Source organism: Paenibacillus sp. FSL M7-0420, assembly GCF_038002345.1.
GTDB lineage: Bacteria > Bacillota > Bacilli > Paenibacillales > Paenibacillaceae > Paenibacillus_AQ.
In genome coordinates this window covers 4,771,972-4,796,442 of sequence record NZ_JBBOCJ010000001.1, presented here as the reverse complement: position 1 = coordinate 4,796,442, position 24,471 = coordinate 4,771,972, and the positions used below count along the sequence as shown (strand labels likewise).

Here is a 24,471-nt window from a genome sequence, read left to right as displayed (position 1 = left end):
GGGCAGCGGGTGAAACTGATTTTACAGGAGGGGGATTTTTTGCGCCAAAATAAAAACGTTTTTATTGCTTTGAGCAACAAATTGAGCACCAACTTGATATCTCAATGGAGAGGGGGACAAGATCATGAATAAGCCATCAGCGTCTACTGCATCAGCTTCCATCCCGCCAGTGATCCCGCCGTCCGCCAAGAAGCCTGTGGGGCAGCGGATCAAAGAGTTTGTAACCGATTACAAGAGGCAGTGGGAGATTCAGTCGATGGTGCTGCCGGGCATTATTTTTATGATTATTTTCTGCTACATACCGATCTACGGGCTGACGATTGCCTTCAAGAATTACACGGTCATTGATACCTTGTCCACTGCACCCTGGGTGGGTCTGGACAACTTCCGGATTATTCTGTCGGATGAATACTTCTGGGATGCGGTCGTGAATACACTGGGGATCAGCTTCCTGAAGCTGGGCATCGGATTCATCATTCCGATTATTCTCGCCATTATGATCTATGAGCTGAACATGGGCCGCTTCAAAAAATTCGTCCAGACCATCTCCTATCTGCCGCATTTCCTGTCGTGGATCGTCCTGGGCGGGATGCTGATCACCTGGTTCTCCACCTCGGGGCTGTTCAATGAGCTGCTGCTGAATCTCGGGCTGATCTCGAAGCCGTCCAACATCCTGCTGGATGCCGGGAAGTACTGGTGGATTGCCACGTTGTCCGATATCTGGAAGGAAGCCGGCTGGGGCACCATTCTGTATCTGGCGATTATGGCCAAGATTGACCCCACCTACTACGAAGCGGCCCGGATTGATGGAGCGGGACGGCTCCGCCAGATCTGGAATATCACCCTTCCGAACATGAAGGCGATCATCAGCCTGAATCTGATTTTGACGGTAAGCGGCCTGCTCGGCTCGAATCTGGATCAGACGCTGGTCTTGATGAACTCGCAGAACCGGGAGAAAGCAGAGGTCATCAACTCTTATGTCTACCGCATGGGGATGACGCAGGGCGATTTCTCTTATGCTACGGCTGTCGGCCTCGGTGTCTCCATTGTGTCGGTAATCCTGCTGCTTATGGCCAACAAGGTCACCAGTAAATTGAACGATAATCAATCCGTGTTGTAGAGGGGGCGTTAGAGTGAATCGGAAGGTCATACGGGAAGATCTCGACAGCCGGATCTTTGATGCGGTGAATAAGGTGCTGTTGGTGTGCTTCATGGTTATTATCCTCGTTCCCCTATGGAACGTAATTATCTCCTCCCTTAGTTCGGGCAGGGCGCTGGCCGAGGGCGGATTCATCTTCTGGTCCAAAGAATTCTCGCTGGAGAATTACCGGGCGGTCTTCAATGACAGCACGATCGGTCAATCCTTCGTTGTCTCGGTCGCCAAGACGTTCATAGGGGTGATCACCCACGTATTCTTTTGCGCGATGATCGGCTACGGTCTCAGCAAAAGATACATCCGCGGCCGCAAGCTGTATGTGGCGATGGGCGTCATCACGATGTTTTTCTCCGGCGGAATGATTCCGACGTATCTGCTGATCAAATCGCTCGGGCTGCTGAACAGCTTCTGGGTGTACATTATCCCGGCATTATTCAGTTATTACGATGTGGTGATTCTGATGAACTTTTTCCGCAACGTGCCGGATTCGCTGGAGGAGTCGGCCAAGATTGACGGAGCAGGCGACTGGCATATTTTCCTCAAAATCTTCATTCCGCTGTCCATGCCTGCGATGGCTACCATCGCCCTGTTCAACGGGGTGGGACAATGGAACGACTTCATGACCACGAAGCTGTACATTACCGATCAGGCGCTCTACCCGCTGCAGATGAAGCTGTATGAGATTATTGTGCAGTCGCAGACCCAGTCCATGCAGAATATCGGAGGCTCCGTCGTGATTGAGACCACCACCAAAGGCGTTCAGCTGGCCACCATTGTCATTACCACACTGCCGATTGTTGCGATGTATCCCATCCTTCAGCGGTACTTCATCTCGGGCATGATGCTGGGAGCGGTTAAGGAGTAGAAGAGGTTCACTACATTATAGGAGGTCAAGAAGATGATCAAGATGACTAAAGTTCTCGGCAAAAAGACGCTTAAGCCTGTGCTGCTCCTGATGGCGGCTATGCTGGTGGCGGCAGGGTGCAGCTCCGGCGGCGGTTCGACTAAGGAAGTAGAGGTGTCGCTTGAAGGCCGGTATACGGTAGACCCGGAGACTCCGGCCTGGCAGCTGGATAAGAAGAGCGAGACTACGGACTTAACCTGGTATGTGAACGCAGACTGGTGGAATACGGACTTCGGCAAGGATGTAGTCACCAAGAAGATCAAAGAGGATTTGAACATCAACATCAAGTTCATTACCGGGGACGATACGAAGCTGAATACGTTCTTCGCGGGCGGCGATATGCCGGATCTGCTGACGATCTTTGACTCCAATTCCCCGGTTGTGCAAAAAGCCGCCACCTGGGCGCTTCCGCTCAATGAGCTGGCGGAGAAGTATGACCCGTATTTCAACAAGGTGGCCGCTGCCGACACGCTGAACTGGTTCCAGCTGAAGGACGGCAAAACCTACGGTTATCCGAACTATTCCAATACACAGGCGGATTATGACAGCGGCAATATTCCGGCGAAGACGGCTTTTGTCATCCGCAAGGATGTGTATGAAGCGCTGGGCAGCCCTGACTTCGGGACCCCGGAGGCCTTCCAGAAGACAATGAATGAGATTAAGAGCAAATTCCCGGACATGATTCCCTTCGGGTTCAATGCGATCGGGGAAGGGACCGGCTCGCTCGGGGATGCGCTGCAGGATTTCATCGGCGTTCCGCTGGAGACGGAGGACGGTAAGTTCTACAACCGCAATCTGGATGAGGATTATCTGACCTGGCTGCGGACGCTGAATGCGGTGTACCGGGACGGGGCGATCAGTGATGACAGCTTCGCGGATGACGGAACCGGCTTTGAGGAAAAGGTGAAATCCGGCAAATATGCTACGATGCTGCTCGACGGTACGCCTCAGCAGGGCGGCAATCTGCAGATCTTCATGAGTGCCAATCCAGGTAAGGAGTACATGGCTATTGACGGGCCGCAGAGCACTGTAGGACATCAGCCGACTCTCAATCAATCCGGGATTACCGGCTGGATGATCAATTACATCACGAAGAATTGTAAAGACCCGGCCAAAGCGATTCAAATCTTCACGTATCTGCTGAGCGAAGAAGGACAGAAGCTGATGAACTACGGGGTTGAAGGCGTGACGTATAAATCGAACCCGGACGGTACAGTTGAGCTGCTGCCGGAAGTGAAGGACCTGCAGCTTAATAATGCGGATAAGTTCAAGAAGGACTACCGGATGGGCGAATTCATGTTCTTCGGACATGACCGTCACAAAGCGCTGAGCAAGGATGCGTTCCCCGAGTCGATCAAGCAGATGCAGGAATGGGGCAAGGGCAAGCTGAAGCCGCACTTCATCCTGGAGAACATTAACCCGGATCAGGGAACGCCGGAGGCCCGCGGCCAGACGGCCATTAATACGAACTGGAACACTACGCTGGTCAGCATGATCCGTGCCAAGGACGAGGCAACCTTTGACAGCGTTCTGGCGGAGCATAAGGCCTTCCTGGACAAGAACAACTGGAGCAAGATTGTAGAGGTCCGCAGCGAGAAGATGAAGGCCAATAAAGAAAAGCTGGGCATTAAGTAGGCAAGGCGCAAGGGAGGGCCCGTTTTGGGCCCTTTTATATAAGAAGATGGAGGGATAACACATGCGGGAAATGATCATGTACCAGTCCGGCGGAGAGGACCGGCTGTTCGTGGAACAGCCTGCTGCGGCGCTGCCGCAGACTCCTGCTGGTAGAGTTACGGTCACCGTTGACATTGATGCGAGTAAGACCTATCAGGAGATGGATGGCTTCGGGGCTTCCTTCACCGACTCGGCCGCCTACCTGATCCATCAGGTGCTAAGCGCAGAGCAGCGGACGGAGGTGATGCGGAAGCTGTTCGATCCGCAGGCGGGGATCGGCTTGTCCTTCCTGCGTAATCCCATGGGCGCCTCGGATTATGCAAGAACGGTCTATAGCTATAACGACCTGTCTGAAGGCGGGAGTGATCCAGAGTTGGCCGGATTCTCCATCGCCCACGATGAAGCGGACATCATTCCTCTGGTACAGGAGGCACTCAGGCTGAATCCTGAGCTGAAGCTGATGGCCTCCCCCTGGAGTGCACCGGGCTGGATGAAGACCAGCGGCTCGATGATCGCCGGGCGGCTGAAGCCGGAGTATTACGGGGTGTATGCGGATTATTTTGTCCGCTATATTCAGGCCTATGCCGCTCATAGCTTACCTATCTATGCTGTCACTGTGCAGAACGAGCCGCTCTATGAGCCGCAGCATTACCCCAGTATGCTGATGCTGCCGGAGGAGCAGCGGGAGTTCATCCGGGATTATCTGAAGCCTGCGTTCAGGCAGCACGGGCTGGCCGCCAAAATCTTCTGCTACGACCATAACTGGGACCGGCCGGATTATCCGCTGTCTGTGCTGGAGGCAGCCGGGGCAGAGGTGGACGGCGTAGCCTGGCACTGGTACGGCGGGGCGGCATCCGCACAGTCGGTGGTGCAGGCGGCCTACCCGGATCATGAGGTCCATTTCACCGAAGGCTCCGGCGGGGAATGGATTCCCCCGTTCGAGCAGGCCTTCTCCAATGTGATGCGTACGGGAATTGAGATTCTGCGGAATCACAGCAAATCGTTCGTGCTATGGAATATGGCCTTGGATGAACAGAACGGCCCTACGGTGCCGGGCTTCGGGGAGAGCACCTGCCGCGGGGTAGTGACGGTCAACCAGCAGACCCGGGAGCTGACGTATACCCTGGACTACTATGCACTGGCACATTTCAGCAAGGTGATCCGCCCGGGGGCATTGCGCCTGGAGTCTGCGGCGAGCCGGGAGCATCTGCGTTCGGTTGCCTTCCGCAACGCGGACGGCTCGCTAGCGGTCGTCCTGTTCAACGACGGAGAGACCCCGGAGACCGTGGCTGTGCGGCTGGAGGGGGAAGAATTATTGACTCTTGATATCGCTGCGAAGGGTGCGGTTTCTGTGAAGGTGGGCGGGTAAGAGGAAGTAGCGGTTTAGTGTAGAAGAAGACTAAGGCTGCCGGGATTTTCCCAGGCAGCCTTAGTCTTTTTTGGAGAGCAGCAGGGAAATATCGCCCTGGCGGAATGTAATCGGAAAACCGATTACAATGCACGTTGTGTGGGCGCATGGACTAAATGTAATCGAAAAACCGATTACAATGCATTGTCGCGAGGCGCATGGACTAAATGTAATCGGAAAACCGATTACAATGCGCTGTCGCGAGGCACATGGACCGAATGTAATCGGAAAACCGATTACAATGCACTGTCGCGAGGCGCATGGACTAAATGTAATCGGAAAACCGATTACAATGCGCCATGTCGCGAGACAGGTGAGCCGCATGTAATCGAAAAACCGATTACATGCGGTCAACGCGATTTTTCTAATTACTGTTTACCTTTGAAAATGCCCGCGATCTCATCCAGCAGCCTGTCCAGCGTAATCGGGTCATCGAAGTTATACTTGCTGTCGAAGGTATATACGCGGCCTTCTTTGACGGCAGGGATCGCTTTCCATAAGCCGCTGTTCATCAGCGCGCTCTGTCTTGCAGCCGTCTTGCTGCTGCTGTCGGTAAGGAGGAACATATGCTTTCCAATATACTGTGGCAGCACCTCGTCAGAGATGGTTACGAACCGTTCGCCGGCATCGACCAGCTTCTGTACGCCTTCTGCCGGTTTGAAGCCAAGCTGTCCGTACAGCGTTTCGTTCAGACCTTTGCCGCCCATAATGTACAGCTCGGAGCCGAGCACCAGCAGGGAGGTAGCTGTATCGCCTTCAGTTAGGTTGAGCTGCTTCTTCACGGACGCAACCTTCGTCTTATAATCATTGAACCAGCGGTCCGCAGCTTCCGTGCGGCCGAACAAGTCAGCGAGTTGCCGGACACGCTCCTCCGTCGGGAAGGTGCCGTCCAGTCCCACCACCACGGTCGGCGCGATTTTACTTAATGCTTCAATCCCGGTCTCGTCCCAATCGTCGAAGATAATCAGGTCTGGGGATAAGGCCAGAATCTTCTCAGCAGAGAACGGATACCCGATGTCCTCAATCCCTTCGAGCAGATCGGGGTAAGCCACCTGAGTGCCGATGACGCTTAGCGAAGCTCCCGCAGGCTTAATCCCGAGCGCCAGCAGGTCACCCGGATTACTGCCAACATACACAATTTTCTGAGGATCCGCGGGGATTTCAACCTCCCGTTTCTTGTAATCCGTATACTTCCGTGTTGCAGCAGCTTCCGTGACAGCCGCCGGGCTGGCTTCAGGAGCTAGGGTTGGTTGACTTGTGGCGGCGGTTGTTGTGGGAGTGGACGCAGCCGTATTGTCCGACTTGCCGCAGGAGGCCAGAATCAAGGTGAAGAGAAGCAGGGTTAACGGGAGTACTAATTTTTTGAGGCTTGGCATGTGCTATGCTCCTTTAGAAGGTATGTAGTTGAATGAAGATGATAATCATTATCATTTAACTATGATAGAGAGGAATAGCCGTGTTGTCAATCTCTAAGTTGGTCTGATCCGAGGTAATTAGGGGACAATCAGAACTCTTTTTTCATTGGAAAAAAATAACTGTAAGCCAATTTACAGCCGAAGAGAAGCACCCGCCGCTATAAAATGATAGAATAATAGTCATAGTCTTATACAGGGAGTGAATTTCTTATGAAAAAGATTGCTGCCGGCGTCATTGCCGGAGCGATACTGATGGTGGGTGCGCAGGCGCTTGGTGCTTCTGCAACACTGGTAGGAAAGGCCATTCAGGCGGAGTATACGGTAAATGTGTATGGAAAAAAGCTGGCAGATCCGGCCATTGTCATTGATGGCAAGAGCTACGCGCCCGTACGGGCGATTGGCGAATTGGCCGGGTTCAAAGTGACGGTGAAGGGCAAAACGATTAGTCTGGAGGATAAGGGGCAACCGGCGCCTCCGTTGTCCGACGAGAGAAGCTCGCTGGTTGGTCCAGTGCCGGTGACTACGCCAGATCCTGCTTTGACTGCGGCCAAGAGTAAAATTGATATTATTGACGAGAAGATTGATAGTGTGGTCACTAACATCCTGACGACCAGCAGCCTGCTGAAGACGAGTCCCGGCAATGCCGAGCTCAAGCAGAAGCTGGAGCAGTACAAGGAAGAATATGCAGACCTGCTGAAGCAAAAGGACCAGGAGCTGCAGAAATAAATAAAATGCCCCGTGCCATGAATGACGTTGATTATGGGCTGCGGGGCTTTTTTGTGCGGATGGGTATGCGGATTGTGACTTGTTGAGAGGGGGGACTTCCCGGTTTTAGCTTGCCTTTCCATCGCCATAAGATAGCGCTATACTTTGTTTCATAACACGTGTTATACTTCCCTTGAGGTGCTGAAAAGTATGAGCAAAAAAAGAGTCACCAGCTTCGATGTAGCCAAACGGGCGGGCGTGTCGCGCAGTGTCGTCTCTGCGGTGCTGAACGATACGCCAGGCATAGGGGTTGGGGCAGATACACGTGAGGCTGTGCTGGAAGCGATCCGTGAGCTGAATTATCATGTGGACGCGGGCGCGCGCAGCATGAAGACAGGCAGAAGCATGACGCTTGCCGCATACGGGGATACGCGTCATCCGCTGTTCATCCGGCTGCTGGAAGGGATGCAGCGGGAGTGTGAGCTGGGCGGGTATCACATCCTGCTCTGTTCCCCGCGCCCCAAGGGGAATACGGGCGGCAGGGCCGAGCTGCTGGAATTGTATCACCAGCGGAAGATCGACGGCATTGTCACCCTGGACCACACCAGCTACCGGGACGAAGAATGGGCCTCCCGCGTCAGCGCTGCCGGAGTCCCCTACGTCTCCGTGGAAGGATATGCGGAAGTGCTGGGAGTATACTCGGTACTGGCTGATTATTCAGGCAGTGTGAAGACCGCACTGGATTACTTGATGCGGGAAGGCACGGCACAGCACCCGGGGCCGGTCTACGCCGAGGTGTATCATGCGCTTGACGCGGATAACTGGGCGGAGCGAAACCGCCGGGAAGCCTACACGAGCTGGTGTACATCGCGTGGGATGGAACCGGTAATTATTCGCCTGGAGGAGCATGGGGGCGCTTGGGCAGAATGCCTGCAGGGGCTGGCGGGAGATTCCGGCCAGCCGAATGCGCCGCTCCTGGTCAATTGGTCGAGCGAGATCCCGGAGCTGTACCGGACGGCCCATAAGCTGGGCCTGCGGATCGGCGAAGACCTGCGCATCATGGCAGCTGATAATACCATCCAGGGCCACCGGCTCAGCCTGCCATCCTTAAGCTGCGTTGAAATCCCCTATGTGAGTATGGGGGAAGAGGCAGTACGCTGCCTGCTCGCACAGATGAGCGGCGGGAGTGCAGCAGGACAGGCCGAGAAAATCTGGCTCCCGGCCGTGTTGAGGGCGGGGGAAAGCGCGTAGCTGCTGGTGGAAGTGGAGCTAAAGTGTTAGCTGCTTAGCTGCTGGAGGTACTTGGAGATAGTCCGGTTTGTAAAATGAAATGCACCGGGTGGGCTAGATGTGCTGGATGAGGCAATTTAGAGGGAAATCCCTCTGGCAAGGCTGAAAATGGACTGGAAGCTGAAATGAGAGGGATAAATCCCTTTGAGTTGGCTGAAAGTGAGCTGGGAGCTGGAATGAGAGGGATAAATCCCTTTGAGTTGGCTGGAAATGGGCTGGAAGCTGGAAAGAGAGGGATAAATCCCTTTGAGTTGGCTGAAAATGGGCTGGAAGCTGGAATGAGAGGGATAAATCCCTTTAAGTTGGCTGGAAATGGGCTGGAAGCTGGAATGAGAGGGATAAATCCCTTTGAGTTGGCTGGAAATGGGCTGGAAGCTGGAAAGAGAGGGATAAATCCCTTTAAGTTGGCTGAAAGTGGGCTGGAAGCTGGAATGAGAGGGATAAATCCCTTTGAGTTGGCTGGAAATGGGCTGGAAGCTGGAATGAGAGGGATAAATGCCTTTAAGTTGGCTGAAAATGGGCTGGAAGCTGGAATGAGAGGGATAAATCCCTTTGAGTTGGCTGAAAGTGGGCTGGGTGCGGCAATTTAGAGGGATAAATCCTTCTGGTTCGGCTGGAAGTAGGCCGGAAGCTGGAAAGAGAGGGATAAATCCCTTTAAGTTGGCTGGAAATGGGCTGGGTGTGCTGCTTGAGGTGAGCTAGATGAGCGAATGAGGAGCACTAGTGCACCTGAATTTCTAGAAAGTTGGCTAGATGAGCGAATGAGGAGCACAAGTGCACTTGAATTTACCGAAAGTTGGCTAGGCGCAGGAATTAGGAGCACTAGTGCTCCTGATCTCCGCCCGCCCACCACTTTTGCCTGCTTAATAACACGTGTTATAACGAAGGAGGAGAACGAATATGTTCTGGACAGAAGAGAAGCTTGGCGCGCGGTTGAGAGAGCTGGAGAGTTACAGGTACCGTGAGGGGATTACACTTGAGGAATGGCTGGTTACTGAGGATCAGGAGGGGGCTAATGGTGCCTATCCGCCTGTACTTGATGGTGACAGGAAGCTGCGGACCGGGGAGTATTGGACCGGCTATGATGCTTATCTGTGGCTGCACCGCAAGGTAACCGTTCCAGTCGAGTGGCAGGGTAAACGTGTTGTCGGGCTGTTCGATTTCGGGCGTACCGGCGGGGGCAATAACAGCGGGTTCGAATCGCTGCTGTACCTGGACGGGAAGCCTTATCAGGGGGTGGACTCCAACCACCAGGAGGTATTTCTGGAAGACGGCGCGGCTGGCCGTGAGCTGGATTTCACCTTCCGCTTATGGTCGGGCCTGAACGGCGATGGGCAGCTGATTCCGCAGGAGCACAAGATCAAGCGGGCGGAGCTGGCCTATCTGGATGAGTCCGCCGACAACCTCTATTACACCGGCCGGGCGGCGCTTGGGACAATCAAGCAGCTTCCAGACAGCCAGATTCAGAAGCATGAGCTGCTGGCTGACTTGAACAAGGCCTTCAACCTGCTGGACTGGTCCAGACCCGGAAGCGCGGCGTTTTATGCTTCAGTCCAGGAAGCCGAGTCAAGCCTGCTCGCCGACCTGTCCCGGCTGGAGCAGGAGCATCCGGTGACGGTAACCGCCATCGGCCATACCCACATCGATGTGGCCTGGTTATGGCGGCTGACCCACACCCGCGAGAAAGCCGCCCGCTCCTTCTCCACTGTACTGCGGCTGATGAAGGAGTTCCCGGAGTACATTTTTTTGCAGACCCAGCCTCAGCTCTATGCATACATCAAGCAGGATTACCCTGAGATCTATCAGGAGATTAAGCAGCGGGTGGAAGAGGGCCGCTGGGAAGCCGGAGGGGCGATGTGGCTGGAAGCGGACTGTAATCTGACAAGCGGCGAGTCGCTGGTGCGGCAGATTTTGTACGGGACGAAGTTTTTCCGTGAGGAGTTCGGCGTGGACTGCAAATATTTATGGCTGCCGGATGTGTTCGGGTATAGCTGGGCGCTGCCGCAGATTCTGCGTAAGTCAGGCATTGACACCTTCATGACGACCAAGATCAGCTGGAGCCAGTACAACCGGATGCCGCATGATACGTTCCAGTGGAGAGGAATTGACGGCAGCGAGGTGCTGACCCACTTCATCACGACGCCGGAGGGCCCGGAATCGGGTGCCTGGTATTACACCTATAACGGCCTGATCGAGCCGTTCTCCGTGCAGGGGATCTGGGAACAGTACCGGGACAAGAACCTGAACCGTGAGCTGCTGCTATCCTACGGATACGGGGACGGGGGCGGCGGTGTCAACCGCGAGATGCTGGAGATGCGGCGGCGGCTGGATAGTATGCCGGGCCTTCCGCAGGTGAAGACGGGCCGGGCAGCGGAGTACTTCGAGCGTCTCCATGAGACGATAGATGCTACAGAGGAGTATGTGCATACCTGGGACGGGGAGCTATACCTGGAGTACCACCGGGGGACTTATACCAGCCAAGCCTATAATAAAAGAATGAACCGCAAGCTGGAGCTGCTCTACCGCGAAGCGGAATGGCTGCAGATGCTCTGGGCGGCGGAAAGCGGCGGATTCGAGCAGTATCCTGCGGACTCGCTTCTGGAAGGCTGGCAGACTATTCTGCGCAACCAGTTCCACGATATTATTCCCGGCTCCTCCATTCATGAGGTGTACCAGGATTCCCGCGTAGAATATGCCGAAGCGGAGCAGCTTGGCCTGGCCGCGCGGACAGCAGCTGTGGAAGGACTTGTCGGTCCAGCGTCTGCGTCTGCCGAAGGTTCGCCTGCAGCGCATGCCAGTCTCCCTGCGGAGTCTGCCGGGGGTTCACCTGTGCCGCAAGCCGGGCTCTCTCCGGCGGAAGTCCCGCTGCGCACAGAATATACACTGTTTAACAGCGCCTTCTTCACCGCGCCCCGGCTGGCAACCGTGTCTCACGATGCAGAAAACGCCATCTGGACGGATGCCGAGGGCAAACTGCTGACTGCACAGCGCTCCGGCGGGCAGTGGCTGGTGCAGACAGCGGCGGTCCCGGCGATGGGCAGTACAGTGATTGTTGCCGCTCAGCTTGACGGTTCAGAAGCCGCTCAGCCAGAACCCTCCGTTCCCTTCCGCTGGCAGGATTCCATACTGACTACTCCTTATTATATTCTGGAGTGGAATGCGGAAGGACAGCTTAGCCGGATCTTCGACCGCAGCGCAGAACGCGAGGTGCTGGCACCGGGCGAATGCGGCAATGTGCTTCAGGTCTTCGAGGATAAGCCGAAGATGTTTGATGCCTGGGATATCGATCTGTACTATCAGGAGAAGATGCGGATCATCAGCGATCTGCGCTCCGTCAAGCTGACCGAAAGCGGCCCGCTTCAGGCGGTGCTGGAATTCGCCTGGAGTTATATGGATTCCACCATTGTCCAGAAGGTCAAGGTCTATGCCGGAAGCGCGCGGATTGATTTCGAGACCTATGTTGACTGGCATGAGCAGCACCAGCTACTGAAGGCGGCTTTCCCTGTGGCTGTGCGGGCTACAGAAGCGACCTATGATATCCAGTTCGGTAACGTGAAGCGGCCGACCCACTGGAATACAAGCTGGGATTATGCACGGTTTGAGAGCGTGGGCCATCAGTGGGCGGATCTGTCGGAGCGGGGCTACGGGGTGAGCCTGCTGAATGACTGTAAATACGGCTATGACATTAAGGATCATACGATGCGGCTGTCGCTGATCAAATCGGCGACCAGCCCAGACCGGCTGGCGGATCAGGGAGAGCATAACTTTACGTATTCGCTGCTTCCGCATGAAGGGGATTGGGTGGCTGCGGGTACGGTGCAGGAAGCATGGGCGCTGAACCAGCCGCTGCTGGCCGTCGAAGGAGCCTACACCGCAGGAGCCGGCAAATCCTTGATCACCTGCGATGCCCCGAACATTGCTATCGATGCCGTGAAGCTGGCCGAAGACGGCAGCGGCTGTATCGTCCGGCTGCATGAGTTCACCGGAACACGCTGCACGGCGGATGTCAGCAGCGATTATGCCGTCTCCTCCTGGCAGCTGCGCGATCTGATGGAGCGGCCGCTGGAGACTGAGACGGTGGACGGACCTGCGATCCGGCTTGATTTCAAGCCTTATGAGATCCACACAGTTCATTTGACTTTTGCCTGACGCGAGGGTTGAAACAGGAGCATCTAACTCAATAGAGGAGGCTGGGATATGCCGCTGACAAGACGGACCGGACGGTTGCTGAGTGAGCTGATGCTGCGCCGGTATAGGGACAGCCTGAAGATTGAAGAGTGGTCGCTGCGCAGAGCGGAGTATGTAGACGAAGGGGATTACCGTTATTACGGACCGGAAGGGGAGACGGCTTCCCCCGGGCGTCTTGCGAGCAAGGTGCGGGAGACCCTGTTCCTTACGGCAACCGCACAGGTGCCTGCTGCATGGCAGGCAGGAACGACCGGCCTTGTGTTCAAGGCCGGGGGCGAGGGGTTGCTGTCTGTGAACGGCACACCGTATCACGGCCTGGACAAGAACCGGAGCTTCGTGCCGCTCTCCGTTGAACTGGCGGCAAGCGGTAAGCTGAAGCTGGAGATCGAGCTGTATCATGTGCCGCCGATTCCCACAGATCCGCTCAACGGGCAGAAGGACAATGATGCCCCGCCGGTCAGGTTCGAGGAGGCCAGACTGGTGAGCGTGGATACGGCGGCGGAGAGCTTATATTTTACGGTAACCGTAGGTTACGGGACATTGCAGCGGCTGCCGGAACATTCCGCAGAACGGCTATATCTTGAACGCGCACTGGAAGCGCTGATTCAGGAAGCCGGGGACCCGGCAGCGCTAAGTGAAGAGCAGATGGGGCAAGCGGAGGCGAAGCTTAGAAGCGCACTCAAAGCTGCCGGAGGAAGCCGGGACCCGGGAGTAGCCGGTACGATGCACATGGTCGGCCAGTCCCATATCGATCTGGCCTGGCTATGGCCGCTGAAGGAGACGGTGCACAAGACCGGCCGGACCTTCTCGACAGTCATCACGCTGATGGAGCATTATGAGCATTACCGGTATTCCCAGAGCCAGCCGCAGCTATATGCATACGCCAAAAAGCACTATCCCGACCTGTATGAGCGCATCAAACAGCGTATCGCAGAGGGACGCTGGGAGCTGGTAGGCGGGATGTGGGTCGAGCCGGATCTGAATATCCCCTCCGGAGAGTCATTGGTCCGGCAGCTTCTCTACGGGCGTGCCTTCTATGAGCAGGAATTCGGCCAGGTTCCGCGGGTGGAATGGCTGCCGGACACCTTCGGCTATTGTGCCTCCCTGCCCCAGCTGCTGAAGCAATCCGGTGTTGATTACTTCATGACTACGAAGATGAACTGGAATGACACGAATGCTTTTCCGTATGATTTGTTTCAGTGGGAGGGCATCGACGGCACGCGGATTCTGTCCTTCCTTAATCACGGCCTGAATGAGAATACACTTCCGGCGGATGTAGGGGAGCATTGGGACAGCTTCCGCCAGCAAAAAGCACACCCCGAACAAATGCTGCTCTACGGCTACGGGGATGGAGGCGGCGGGGTCACGCGCGAAATGCTGGAAGTGATTGAACGCTCCGCTTCCCTGCCGGGGCTGCCGGAGAGCCGGTTCAGCACGGCCCATGCGTTTTTTGACGGAATCCGTGATGCTGCCCCTGAGCTGCCTGTCTGGTCCGGGGATATGTATCTGGAGCTGCACAGAGGAACCTATACCACACACGCCAAAAATAAACGCTGGAACCGCAAGGCGGAGGCGCTCTACCGCGAAGCGGAAATCTGGAATGCTCTGTCCTATTTGTCCGGCGCGGCAGCGCTTGAGCGTTGTGTGGAGGTGCAACAGGGGCCGTTGCGCCAAGGCTGGGAGCTGCTGCTGCTGAACCAGTTCCACGACATCATTCCCGGCACCTCCATCCCGGAGGTGTATGTGAAGTCGGAGGCGCATTATGAGGATGTTTTTGGCTATGGGGAACAGGCCCGCAGTCAAGCCACCAGCACACTGGCAGCTGCTATAGACACGCGGGGAGAAGGCACGCCGCTGATTGTGTTCAACAGCCTGTCCTGGGCGCGGAAGGATACGGTTCTGGTTCAAGGCGGTGCGGAGCTGCTCGCTCAGCGGCCTTATGATGCGGAGGGTCAGGCCCTTCCCTGCGATGTGCTGGAGTCTGGCGGCAAGGTGAAGCTGTTCATTGCGCCGGGAGAAGTTCCAGCGATGGGGTACAAGGTAATCTGGCTGCGCCATAGGGTGACCGGAGGAGCAGGAGGGGCTGTGGCAGTAGCTGCTGCGGACCCGGCAAGTCTTGGCGGAGAATCAACAGAGATACCTGCCCTACTTGACCGCTGGGAGACAGAGAATGTTCACATTACCTTCGATAGGTTGGGCCGGATCAGCTCCTGGCTGGACAAAAGCAACGGCCGGGAGCTTGTCGCCCCAGGCGCCGCCGCCAACGGCTTGCAGCTGTTCCATGACCGGCCGACGGTCTGGGATGCGTGGGATATGGACCCGCATTTTGCGGAGCAGCCCGCTGCGGAAGCCAGACTGCTGTCCAGTGAAGCGGTCCTGCAGGGGAACACCCGCGATATTCTCCGTTTCACCTGGGAGCTGAACCAGTCACGGGTGGAACAGCATATCATCTTCCACCGCCATTCCCGGCGTGTGGATTTCGAGACCCGGGTGGATTGGCGGGAGGAGCATAAGCTGCTGAAGGCTGCTTTTCCGGTGGATATCCGGGCCGCGAAGGCAGTGTATGAGATTCCTTTCGGCAGCATTGAGCGGGCGACCCATAACAATACCAGCTGGGAACAAGCCCAGTTCGAGGTATGCGGGCACCGCTGGGCGGATCTGTCGGAGGGCGGCTACGGGATCAGCCTGCTGAACGACTGTAAGTACGGCTACGATATCAAAGGAAATACGATGCGCCTGTCCCTGCTCCGTTCGCCCCGTTGGCCGGACCATACCGCCGATATCGGGGTGCACGAATTCACCTATTCCCTCTATCCGCACGAAGGTGACTGGAGAGCAGGGAACGTTGTGCAGCAAGGGTTCGAGCTGAACCAGCCGCTGCTTGCCTGTACGGCCGTTCAGCATGAGGGCAGCCTGCCGCCGTCCGGCCCGCTGCTGGATGTGCATAGCCGGCATACGATCGTGGATGCCGTCAAGATCGCGGAGGACGGCAGCGGTGCTGTACTCCGCCTGTACGAATCCGGCGGCGGCCGGGACCGGGTGGAGCTTAACCTGCCGCTGGACCCAGCCGGCTTGACGGAACTTAACCTGATGGAGAAGCCGGTTACGGAGTCCAGGCTGGCGGCCAGCGGAGGGACCGTCTTCCGCGTCCTGACACCGTACGAGGTGGTTACGCTGAAAGTGACCGCACCATAATGAAAGAGCAGTGTTCGCCTGTATGGGCGGCACTGCTTTTTTTGATGAGGAGAGCAGGCGCTCAGATTGCTGGCTAATGCATACAAGTTTCTATCTGGCCAAATGAGCCAATGAAGAGCAGAAGTGCACTTGAATTCCTCAAAAGTCGGCTAGGTGAGCGAATGAGGAGCATAAGTGCTCCTGATTTCGCTGGACGCTGCCCGCGACGACTGTACATGTGCACCCCGTCCCCCACTAATTGCATAGATATCTCCACCCGGATCGTAGATGCATGGGATACGCGCGGTTCGCGGTACTTGCTACAATAAGGCTGTAAGGAGAAGTAACGATACAGACGAGGTATATCAATCATCACCGAGCCTACTTAAAGGGGAGTGTATGCAATTGACCCAAAAACGTTCATTCATGAGAGCGCTGACAACGGTATTTGCCCTGACGGGCATGATGGCAGGGGTGCTGGCCGGCTGCGGCGGCAATAACACGGGGGAAAGCAGCGGGACAACTGCTCCGGCTGGATCATCTGAAGCACCTGCGGCTACAGCCGCTGCGGTCCAGAAGGTGAATTTCTCCATCGTCTCGGCCAGACCCGGCGATGAAGCCTTTTACAAGGAACAAATGGACATCTTCATGAAATCAAATCCGGACGTCAAAGTCACCGTTATCGCCAATCCGACAGAGCAGTATAATAATGCGCTTCAGCTGTCTTTTGCCGCCAATGAGGGCCCGGACCTCTTCTTCATCGAAGGTGGCCAGCCGCAGGCCCGCACCGTCTACGACAACAAATGGGCGGAGCCGCTGGACAGCTACATGGACGATGCCTTTCAGGCCCGCTTCCCGGAGGGCGCTTTCAGCCGCACCAGCCAGACCCGGGTGAACGGGGAGATCATCGGCGTTCCGGTCCGCGACCCGCGCTTCGATAAGGTAAGACTGCTGTATTACAACAAGGCCATTCTGGAGAAATACGGCTACAGTGAGCCGCCGAAGACACACAGTGAATTCGTCGAAGCTGCAACGAAGATTACGAAGGAGGGCAAGGGTCAGGTCTACGGCTTTGCCATGATGGGCAAGGCTCCGGCGGTGTTCGGGCTGAGCGTATCCGGCCTGGGTTCGGGACTTGACGGCGGTGTAATCGGATATGAAGGAAATACGATCATTAATCTGAAGACCGGCCTATTCTCGTCGAAGTCGGCGACGCCGGTGGTCGAGATTCTGCGTCAGCTGAATGCGCAGAAGATTGTGGCTCCGGGCTGGGAAAACTGGGATACCGCGCAGATGCACCAGCAGTTCGCCGCCGGACGCGTAGCCATGTTCATCGGCGCAGCCTGGCAGGCGGAAGAGATCCGCAAGCTGAACGAAGGAATGGACATGGGCATTGCCGCAGCGCCGGTGCCGGATGCAGGCCGCAAGGGTTACCGCGACACGCCGACCATTGCCGAGCCGCGGTATGCCATGAGCTCGCAGTCGAAGGTCAAGGATGCGGCATGGAAGGTACTGGACTTCCTGGGCTCGGAAGCGTTCGAGCGGGCGAATTATGAATATGCCAAAGAGCTGGTGCTGATGCCGGCAGCGATGGAAGGCATTGAGATGTCGGCGGATATGCAGCAGATTGTGAAGGTCATGGACGAGACGATCCGCATGGCTCCGGCGGTGAATACGAACAACCAGAACTATGACCAGTTCTCGAAGAGCATCAGCGACTCGATGCCGAAGCCGAAGATTCAGGAGGTTTTCCTGAAGGCGGTGATGAGCAATGAAGACCCGGTGCCGCTCGCAGAGGAATACGATACCAAGGCCAATAAGGTGATTGATGAGCAGATCAAAATCGCCAATGACGGCGGAATCACCTTCACCAGAGATGACCTGAAATACCCGGATTGGGACCCGATGCAGAACTACATCATTGAATAAGCGCTGAACAAGCGTTGAGCCTGGCTCAGGCCCCGGAAACATACAGAAACCATACAGAAACAGACAGGAGTGAATGCATCATGGGCTACGGCACGCAGCAGACGATCCCTGCTCCCGCCGGCAAGGCTCCGCTCTCCCGGAGAGCGGAGCTGTTCAAACAAATCAAGAAGCACCGCTATCATTATCTGTTCGTGCTGCCGATGCTGGTGTTCTTTTCCGCTTTTACCCTATGGCCGATGATTGCAAGCTGGTATTATTCGTTCTTCAACTGGGACGGCATCGGCTGGCCGACCGATTTCATCGGACTGGGCAACTTCCGGGAGGTGGCTGCCGACCCGGGCTTCTGGAACGCGTTCATGAACACCTTCTTCTTCGCCCTGACCCATGTCCTGATCCAGATGCCGCTGGCGCTGGTGGTGGCGGTTATTCTCAACAACCAGTTCCTGGCGGGGAGAAATATCTATAGGCTGCTGCTGTTTGTGCCTGTGATCTCTACGACAGCGGTAATCGGAGTGATCTTCTCTATTCTGCTGAATCCGCTGGGCGGTGCGGTGAACGAGATGCTGCTGAATACCGGAATCATCAGTGAGCCGATTAACTTCCTGGGTTCTACCAAGCTGGCATTGCCCACCCTGCTGGCGGTTTCCGTCTGGAAAAGCTTCGGGACCCCCATGATCTACTGGCTCGCAGGATTACAGACGATCCCGGGTGAGCTGTACGAGGCGGCGAGAATTGACGGGGCGGGGAGAGTGCAGAGCTTTTTCCGGATCACGATTCCGATGCTGGCCCCGATTGGCCTGGTCATTACCCTGCTGACGTTTATCAATAACCTGGACCCTTTCGATCTGGTTCGTACGATGACTGAGGGCGGCCCGGTCAAAGCGACCGATGTGGTGCAGACTTATATTTTCCGGTATGCGTTTGAGCCGGAGAGCGGTTCGTCCCGGTATGGCTTCGCCTCGGCCGCAGGCATTCTGTTCAGTCTGGCTGTGCTCGTAGTCGTCATCATCCAGGCGCTGACCGGCAAATATGCCCGCAGATCCGGCGCGAAAGGAGCGGAATAACCATGTACAGGCTTAACCGGCTGCTCAGACAACTGCCTGTCCAGCTTCTGCTGCTGGGCTTCACTTTAATCTGGAGTTATCCGTTCATCTGGATCATCTCGTCATCCTTCAAGTCGCAGAGCGAAATGTTCCTGGGCGGCATTAACGTCATCCCCAAAGAGCCGACCTTCGATAACTTTGTGCGGGCGTGGGAGCTGGCGAACTTTTATCAGTACTTTTTCAACTCGGTGATTGTTACCGCATCGGTAGTTCTGCTTGTCCTGGTAATTACCTCAATGGCCGGGTATGCGCTGGGGAGAGGCAACATGCCTGGCAAAAAACTGATTATGACCCTGCTGGTTATCTCCATGTTCCTGCCCAAGGGGTTCACGATTCTCCCGCTGTTCGAGCTGATTGTCGGTCTCGGCTTCAATAATACGCTGATGGGGGTCATTCTGGCCGAGTCCGGTCCGTCCAAAATCGTCTCGATTCTGCTGTTCGTCGGCTACTTCGCCTCCCTGCCCAAAGAGATGGAGGAATCCGCCACGATTGACGGCGCCGGGTACTTCCGGATGTTCTTCAGCATCATGCTGCCGCTGTCCAAGCCGATTCTCGGCACAGTGACGATCTTCAGCTTCATCGGCGCGTGGAATGCATTCTTCGTCCCGCTGACCTTCACCTTAAGCAAGCCGTCGCTGCGTACGCTGGGGGTCGGCATGTATAACTTCTTCGGGACGAACAGCGTAGACTGGACGGGACTTGCCGCGGGAGCGGTGATGTCGGTGGTGCCGATTATCATCGTGTTCCTGTTCCTGCAGCGGTATTTCATCGAAGGTCTGGCCGGCTCCATCAAAGGCTAAGCAACAGGAGGTGTGTGCATGATTCAGTCAAAAGCCGTCTCAGCAGATGTACTTGTCGTTGGAGGAGGGACGGCTGGTTGTGTAGCGGCCCTTGCGGCCGCCGATGAAGGTGCCAGTGTAATCCTGGTGGAGAATGATACCGCTCTGGGCGGTGTCGCCACCCGGGGCGGCATCCACCGTTATTACTACGGGTCTCCCGGGGGGCTTCAGGAAGAGATTGACCGCCGGACTGCCGAAGCGGCTGCCGTGTTCGGAGGGAGGACCAAGGGCTTCCATCCCGATGCGAAGCGGGTGGCGCTCGCCGCCCTCTGCCGGGAGAAGGGAATCCGGGTCTGGCTGGATTCGGTGGTCTATGAGGTAATCATGGAAGGTGAGGGAGTCGCAGGTGTGCGGCTACTGAGTCCGGCCGGGCCGCTGGAGATCCGCACCGGGGTTACCATCGACAGCACCGGCAACGCCCATCTGGTGCGTATGGCCGGGGGCAGGCTCCGCTACGGCCGGGAGTTGGACGGCATCTATCATAACTACTCGTTCATTCCGCGCCGGATCCTGGAGGGTGAGATCGGGTACGACAATCTGGATGCCGGGTGGGTGGACCCGTATGATCCCTGGGATGTCTCCCGGGCATTCACCCGCGGAAGAGAGTGGGTCAGGGAAGGCTACGCTCAGGGGGCGCGTTACTTCGCTGTGTCCTCCATGCTTGGCGTGAGAGAAGGCGGACTTATCGAAGGGGATGTCACCATCACGCTGCAGGATTACATCGAAGACCGGCCTTCGCCGGAGGTGATCGCCCGCAGCTATTCCCATCTGGATAATCACGGCTTCGATACCGGCAATGAGAGTGAGTTCAGCCAGCTGTGGATTGCGGTGATGGGCCTGTTCGTCCGGGGGCTGTGGTGCGATATTCCCTACGGGGCGCTACTGCCAAAAGGGCTGGAACGGCTGCTGGTGGCAGGCCGCGCGCTGTCGGTGGACAGGGATGCCGGCATGGGCGTGCGGATGCAGAAGGACATGCATAAGGTTGGCGAAGCAGCCGGCGTAGCGGCTGCACTGAGCGTACAAGGCGGCTGCGCGCCCCGTCAGGTGGACCGTTCGCTGCTGCAGCAGCGACTGGCTGAACGCGGCGTACTGGAGCAGGAGGACCTGCGGCGGACCGCAGGGCGGAACCTACACTTCCGGCAGGGCAGTCTGGCCGGTCTGAAGCTGGATGGGGATAACGCCGCCACATACAGTGAGCAGCTTGCCGGGTACTTCGGCACGGAAGAGGGCTGGAAGGCGGTCTGGCTGCTGGGCCATTCCGCAGGCGCAGGCAGTGACCCGAAGGTGGTCCGGTTACTGGCAGGAATACTGGAGGAGCAGTCTGCCGTGGCTGGTTTCAATGCTGCCATAACACTGGCGCTGCTCGGCAGGGAGGAGGCCATTCCTTATCTGCTTGGCCTTATTGGCGCAAGGAATGGCAGGAAGCTCAGCAACCATCCGAAATGCGTGCCCTTCTGGGTGGCATCCTTCGTTCTGCTGCGGATGCTGAAGAGCCCCGCCGGGCTGGAAGAGGCGGCCCGTGCACTTGCGGAGCAGCCGGGTGCAGTGCACAGCACGTTCCTGCTGGATTACTTGTCTGCTGTCCTGCCGCTGCTGGACAAGGAGCAGCAGGCAGCAGCGGCTGCGGCCGTGAAGAACTGGCTGGCCTCCGGCGTTCCCGGGGAGGATTACCGGATGCACGGCGACCGGCCTGAATCGCTCCGCTGGAGCCTGGAGCTGCGGGCCGCCGCCATTCTGGCGCAGGCCGGGGCGGATGACAGCCTAAGCGGGAAGCTGGCTGCCGCAGCCTCCGCCGATGCGCGGGGGTACGTCCGCAACACAGCCGCCCGTCTGCTTCCCGGCGGTACAGCGGATGCAGCGTCTCAGGCAGCGGCAGTTCCGCCGCTTGGTACATTCGATGTTGCGGTTACCGGAGCGGGAACAGCTGAGGTGATCTGTGCTGCCGCCCTGGGCCTGACAGGCAAGCGCGTAGTGCTGCTTGCGCCGGGCAGTGCTCTGATGACGGAGGTTACCCGGTCCCGGCTCACTGCTTTCCATGGAGCGGATAAGCAGGAGGCTGCGGCCGTCCGCAAGCTGCTGGAGCTGCTTCGCAAGGAGGGGGCGTGGAACGGCGAGCAGTTGGAGCCGGTACTGACCCAACTGGCGGCAGACCGGCTGCTGGAAGAAGCCGGAGTGCGCGTTCTGTACGAAGCCCGGAGTCTGGGATCATGGCAGGAAGGTGCGCAGTTTGTAGTGGAGATCGCCACCAAGAACGGCTGCGGCTTCCTCCGGGCGGGGGCACTTCTTCCAGCCGGTGACGGGAAGGGCAATTCCCGCAGAGAGTCTCCATTAACACTAACGGCCGTCCTGACGGGGACAGAGCTGCTTAGGCAGGAGGGGAAAGGACGCTGGCAGCCGTGGCTGATGGGGGACTTACGGCTGCTGCTGCGTCTCCGCCAAGGCTTCTACCCGGATGAGATTTACCTGGATATCCGCTGGCTGGAGGAAGCCGCCGGTACAGCCGGTTCCGGTGAGCTGCTGATGGTTCCGGCGGTAGAGGAGCTGCGCAGACAGGGCCGGATTCCCGATGCCGCTGCGCTGGCCTATATTGCTGATGACATATGGCCGGAAGACTTACCCCGGGAGTCGGCCGGCAATGATGAAGCTGCGCAAGCTGCCGGAATGAGTAAGGAGGATACCTTCATTGCCCGCCGGATCACAGCCGGTTTGGCCGCTGCCGCCCGGGTGCCGGATCATAGTTAGCCCTTGTTCTGAATGATGTCACTACAGGTTACCTATTCCAAAAATCGAAGGAGCGATGATTCATGAGTATTCTATCTGCACTGCCGCTTGTCCGTGTTGCTGAAATTAAGGTCCAGGGTGCGCCGGAGACGGCGGTCACCTTCACCTCCCTGGCGGCGCTCGTGCCAGCAGGCACGCGCCATCTGGTGATTGAAGTGAACGCCGCCCAGACCTACACCGAGCGCAGATTCTGCGAGGTCATTCTGAACGGCGATACGGCCAGCCATTATAACCGCCGGGAATTCACAGCAAGCGGCACAGCGATTACAACAGTCAGCACTACGAATACCAACATTGCGCAGGGCGTGGACATCCCTCCAGCCTCTGCCGGATACGGAGGAGGGTATCTGCTGTTCCCGTATGCCTTCCGCACAGATAACCTGAAGCTGTGGCAAAGTATGGGGTCCTCGCTGGAGACCCGGCTGCAGCGCCACTCCGGGGCCTGGGAGAGCACGGCGGCTGTGGATTCCATCGCCCTGCGGCCGTGGCAGAATGTTCCCGGCGGCGTCAACCAATGGGCCATCGGGTCCATTGTTACACTGTATGCCGTGGATGAGGCCAGGCTGGCAGCAGACCGCTTGCCTGACGAGAAGTCGAAGAAATTCACCTTCGGCTCACTGCCCGCAGATGCTAACCATCTGGTCTTGATGATGCAGATGAGATCCAGCCAGAATCTGGCTACCCGCCAGGGCGACCGGGTCTATCAGCAGCTTAATAATGATACGTCATCCGCCAATTATCCCATCCAGCGCCTTGGGGGGGAAGGCATCGCGGATAATAAAATTATTGATGAATATTTTACGGAGAAGCGGGTGGGCTGGTCAACGGCGGCCGCTGCCCCGGCGGATTCCTTTGGCAATCTGGTGGTGATGTATCCGGAGTACCGGAGCACCGCCTTCCATAAGCCATGGATCAGCCAGCATGCTGCTTTTGAAGAGGTCTTCTATCCGGTCAGCCAGGAGAACGGCCGTAGAAGGAACACGGAGGCCTTGAACCATCTGCATTATTTCCCCGGTATGGGCGGCGAGTCTTTCCTGCCGGGCTCCATCATCAGCGCCTATAAGGCTGAAGCTCCGGCGGCCCGGCATGTGGTCTCAGCAGCGGGCGAAGCCTCCGTTACGCTCCAGGTCCCGGCTGGTGCTGTAGGTCTGCGTGCGGTTGCAGTGGCAAGAACCAATGCCTCCGGGACGGAGGACCGGCTGCTGATCGAGCTGAACGGGGATGCCTCTGCGGCCAATTATGCGATCCGGCGGGCATCTGCCATGGACAAGACGCATGAGACCGTGCTCCAGAGCGATAATGAGATTGGGGTGATCCCCGGCGGGGAAGCGGAAGCGGGCCAGTTCGGCTGCGGAGCGCTGTCCATTATCCGCCATGCCGACACTGACCGCCATAAGCATATGCTGTCGCTGATCGGCGCTGCGGGCGGACGCCTGGCCTTGTACGGCGGACGCTGGAAGAACAACGCCGCTGTGACCTCCGTGACCTTCAAGCCGAAGAACGGAACGCTGTTCGCCGCCGGCTCGGTGTTCGAACTGGTCGTGGCGGATGATACCCTGTAAGGCTGACCGCTTATAAAAAAGAATAGAAGAGGCTGTCCCAAGCCATGATCCACGGCTTTCGGGACGGCCTCTTTGTCATTGCTTAGGAAATTTTGCAAAAAATGCAGCAATATTGCCCAATAGAAGCGGTCTATACTGAAATCCTGCACGAAATGCAACATAGTCGGCGCTAACTTGCTCTTTGCACCGGAATTTGTGCAAATCATGCAACATTGTACCGCCGCCAGTAACAGTTATAGAAAAATCCTGCAATATGTGCAGCAATGCTCTCCATACAGGCGACCGGTGGGAGAGAAAACTCTCAGTATTAGCCAGAGGGCGCACCGCCTGCGTCAGCCTGCTC

15 protein-coding genes are annotated in these 24,471 nt (G+C 57.0%); 14 read left to right on the top strand and 1 reads right to left on the bottom strand.

The annotated features are described in order from the left end of the window. The first annotated feature begins 124 nt into the window (after positions 1-124). The 4 genes from MKX51_RS20690 to MKX51_RS20675 all read left to right on the top strand — a co-directional run bounded on the left by MKX51_RS20690 (position 125) and on the right by MKX51_RS20675 (position 5,103). Complete coding sequence (locus MKX51_RS20690) at positions 125-1,120, top strand: ABC transporter permease (protein WP_340939349.1); 996 nt, start codon at positions 125-127, stop codon at positions 1,118-1,120. Between the two features lie 13 nt (positions 1,121-1,133). Further along, positions 1,134-2,021 (top strand): carbohydrate ABC transporter permease, encoded by an 888-nt coding sequence (locus MKX51_RS20685; RefSeq protein WP_340939351.1) that lies wholly within the window; start codon positions 1,134-1,136, stop codon positions 2,019-2,021. Between the two features lie 33 nt (positions 2,022-2,054). Further along, a complete protein-coding gene (locus MKX51_RS20680; RefSeq protein ID WP_340939353.1) occupies positions 2,055-3,695 on the top strand; it encodes a sugar ABC transporter substrate-binding protein in 1,641 nt (546 codons plus the stop codon). Between the two features lie 61 nt (positions 3,696-3,756). Next, positions 3,757-5,103 carry a glycoside hydrolase family 30 protein gene (locus tag MKX51_RS20675; RefSeq protein ID WP_340993656.1) on the top strand — a complete coding sequence of 449 codons (1,347 nt, stop codon included), beginning with the start codon at positions 3,757-3,759 and terminating at the stop codon, positions 5,101-5,103. 407 nt (positions 5,104-5,510) lie between these two features. Here the strand turns inward: MKX51_RS20675 and MKX51_RS20670 are convergent, their stop codons facing one another. After that, positions 5,511-6,518 carry an ABC transporter substrate-binding protein gene (locus tag MKX51_RS20670; RefSeq protein ID WP_340993655.1) on the bottom strand — a complete coding sequence of 336 codons (1,008 nt, stop codon included), beginning with the start codon at positions 6,516-6,518 and terminating at the stop codon, positions 5,511-5,513. A 249-nt stretch (positions 6,519-6,767) separates the two neighbouring features. On the opposite strand from MKX51_RS20670, the gene MKX51_RS20665 reads away from it, so the two are divergent. From MKX51_RS20665 to MKX51_RS20620, 10 genes are all read left to right on the top strand, one after another. Continuing rightward, on the top strand, positions 6,768-7,283 hold the full coding sequence (locus MKX51_RS20665) for a hypothetical protein (protein ID WP_340939356.1): 516 nt from the start codon (positions 6,768-6,770) through the stop codon (positions 7,281-7,283). A 189-nt stretch (positions 7,284-7,472) separates the two neighbouring features. Further along, positions 7,473-8,513 (top strand): LacI family DNA-binding transcriptional regulator, encoded by a 1,041-nt coding sequence (locus tag MKX51_RS20660; protein ID WP_340993654.1) that lies wholly within the window; start codon positions 7,473-7,475, stop codon positions 8,511-8,513. A gap of 164 nt (positions 8,514-8,677) precedes the next feature. Beyond that, entirely contained in the window at positions 8,678-9,142 is a 465-nt protein-coding gene (locus tag MKX51_RS20655) for a hypothetical protein (protein WP_340993653.1), read from the top strand. 310 nt (positions 9,143-9,452) lie between these two features. Then, complete coding sequence (locus tag MKX51_RS20650) at positions 9,453-12,701, top strand: alpha-mannosidase (protein WP_340993652.1); 3,249 nt, start codon at positions 9,453-9,455, stop codon at positions 12,699-12,701. Between the two features lie 48 nt (positions 12,702-12,749). After that, positions 12,750-15,935, top strand: a complete 3,186-nt coding sequence (locus MKX51_RS20645; protein WP_340993651.1) for an alpha-mannosidase — start codon at positions 12,750-12,752, stop codon at positions 15,933-15,935. Positions 15,936-16,319: 384 nt separating this feature from the next. Next, positions 16,320-17,843, top strand: a complete 1,524-nt coding sequence (locus tag MKX51_RS20640; protein ID WP_340993650.1) for an ABC transporter substrate-binding protein — start codon at positions 16,320-16,322, stop codon at positions 17,841-17,843. Between the two features lie 80 nt (positions 17,844-17,923). Next, complete coding sequence (locus MKX51_RS20635; RefSeq protein WP_340939366.1) at positions 17,924-18,907, top strand: carbohydrate ABC transporter permease; 984 nt, start codon at positions 17,924-17,926, stop codon at positions 18,905-18,907. Positions 18,908-18,909: 2 nt separating this feature from the next. Then, positions 18,910-19,746, top strand: coding sequence for a carbohydrate ABC transporter permease (locus MKX51_RS20630; RefSeq protein WP_340993649.1), 837 nt, complete (start codon positions 18,910-18,912; stop codon positions 19,744-19,746). An 18-nt stretch (positions 19,747-19,764) separates the two neighbouring features. Further along, on the top strand, positions 19,765-22,527 hold the full coding sequence (locus tag MKX51_RS20625) for an FAD-dependent oxidoreductase (RefSeq protein ID WP_340993648.1): 2,763 nt from the start codon (positions 19,765-19,767) through the stop codon (positions 22,525-22,527). A 62-nt stretch (positions 22,528-22,589) separates the two neighbouring features. Continuing rightward, on the top strand, positions 22,590-24,128 hold the full coding sequence (locus tag MKX51_RS20620; RefSeq protein WP_340993647.1) for a hypothetical protein: 1,539 nt from the start codon (positions 22,590-22,592) through the stop codon (positions 24,126-24,128). The last annotated feature ends 343 nt before the right edge of the window (positions 24,129-24,471 follow it).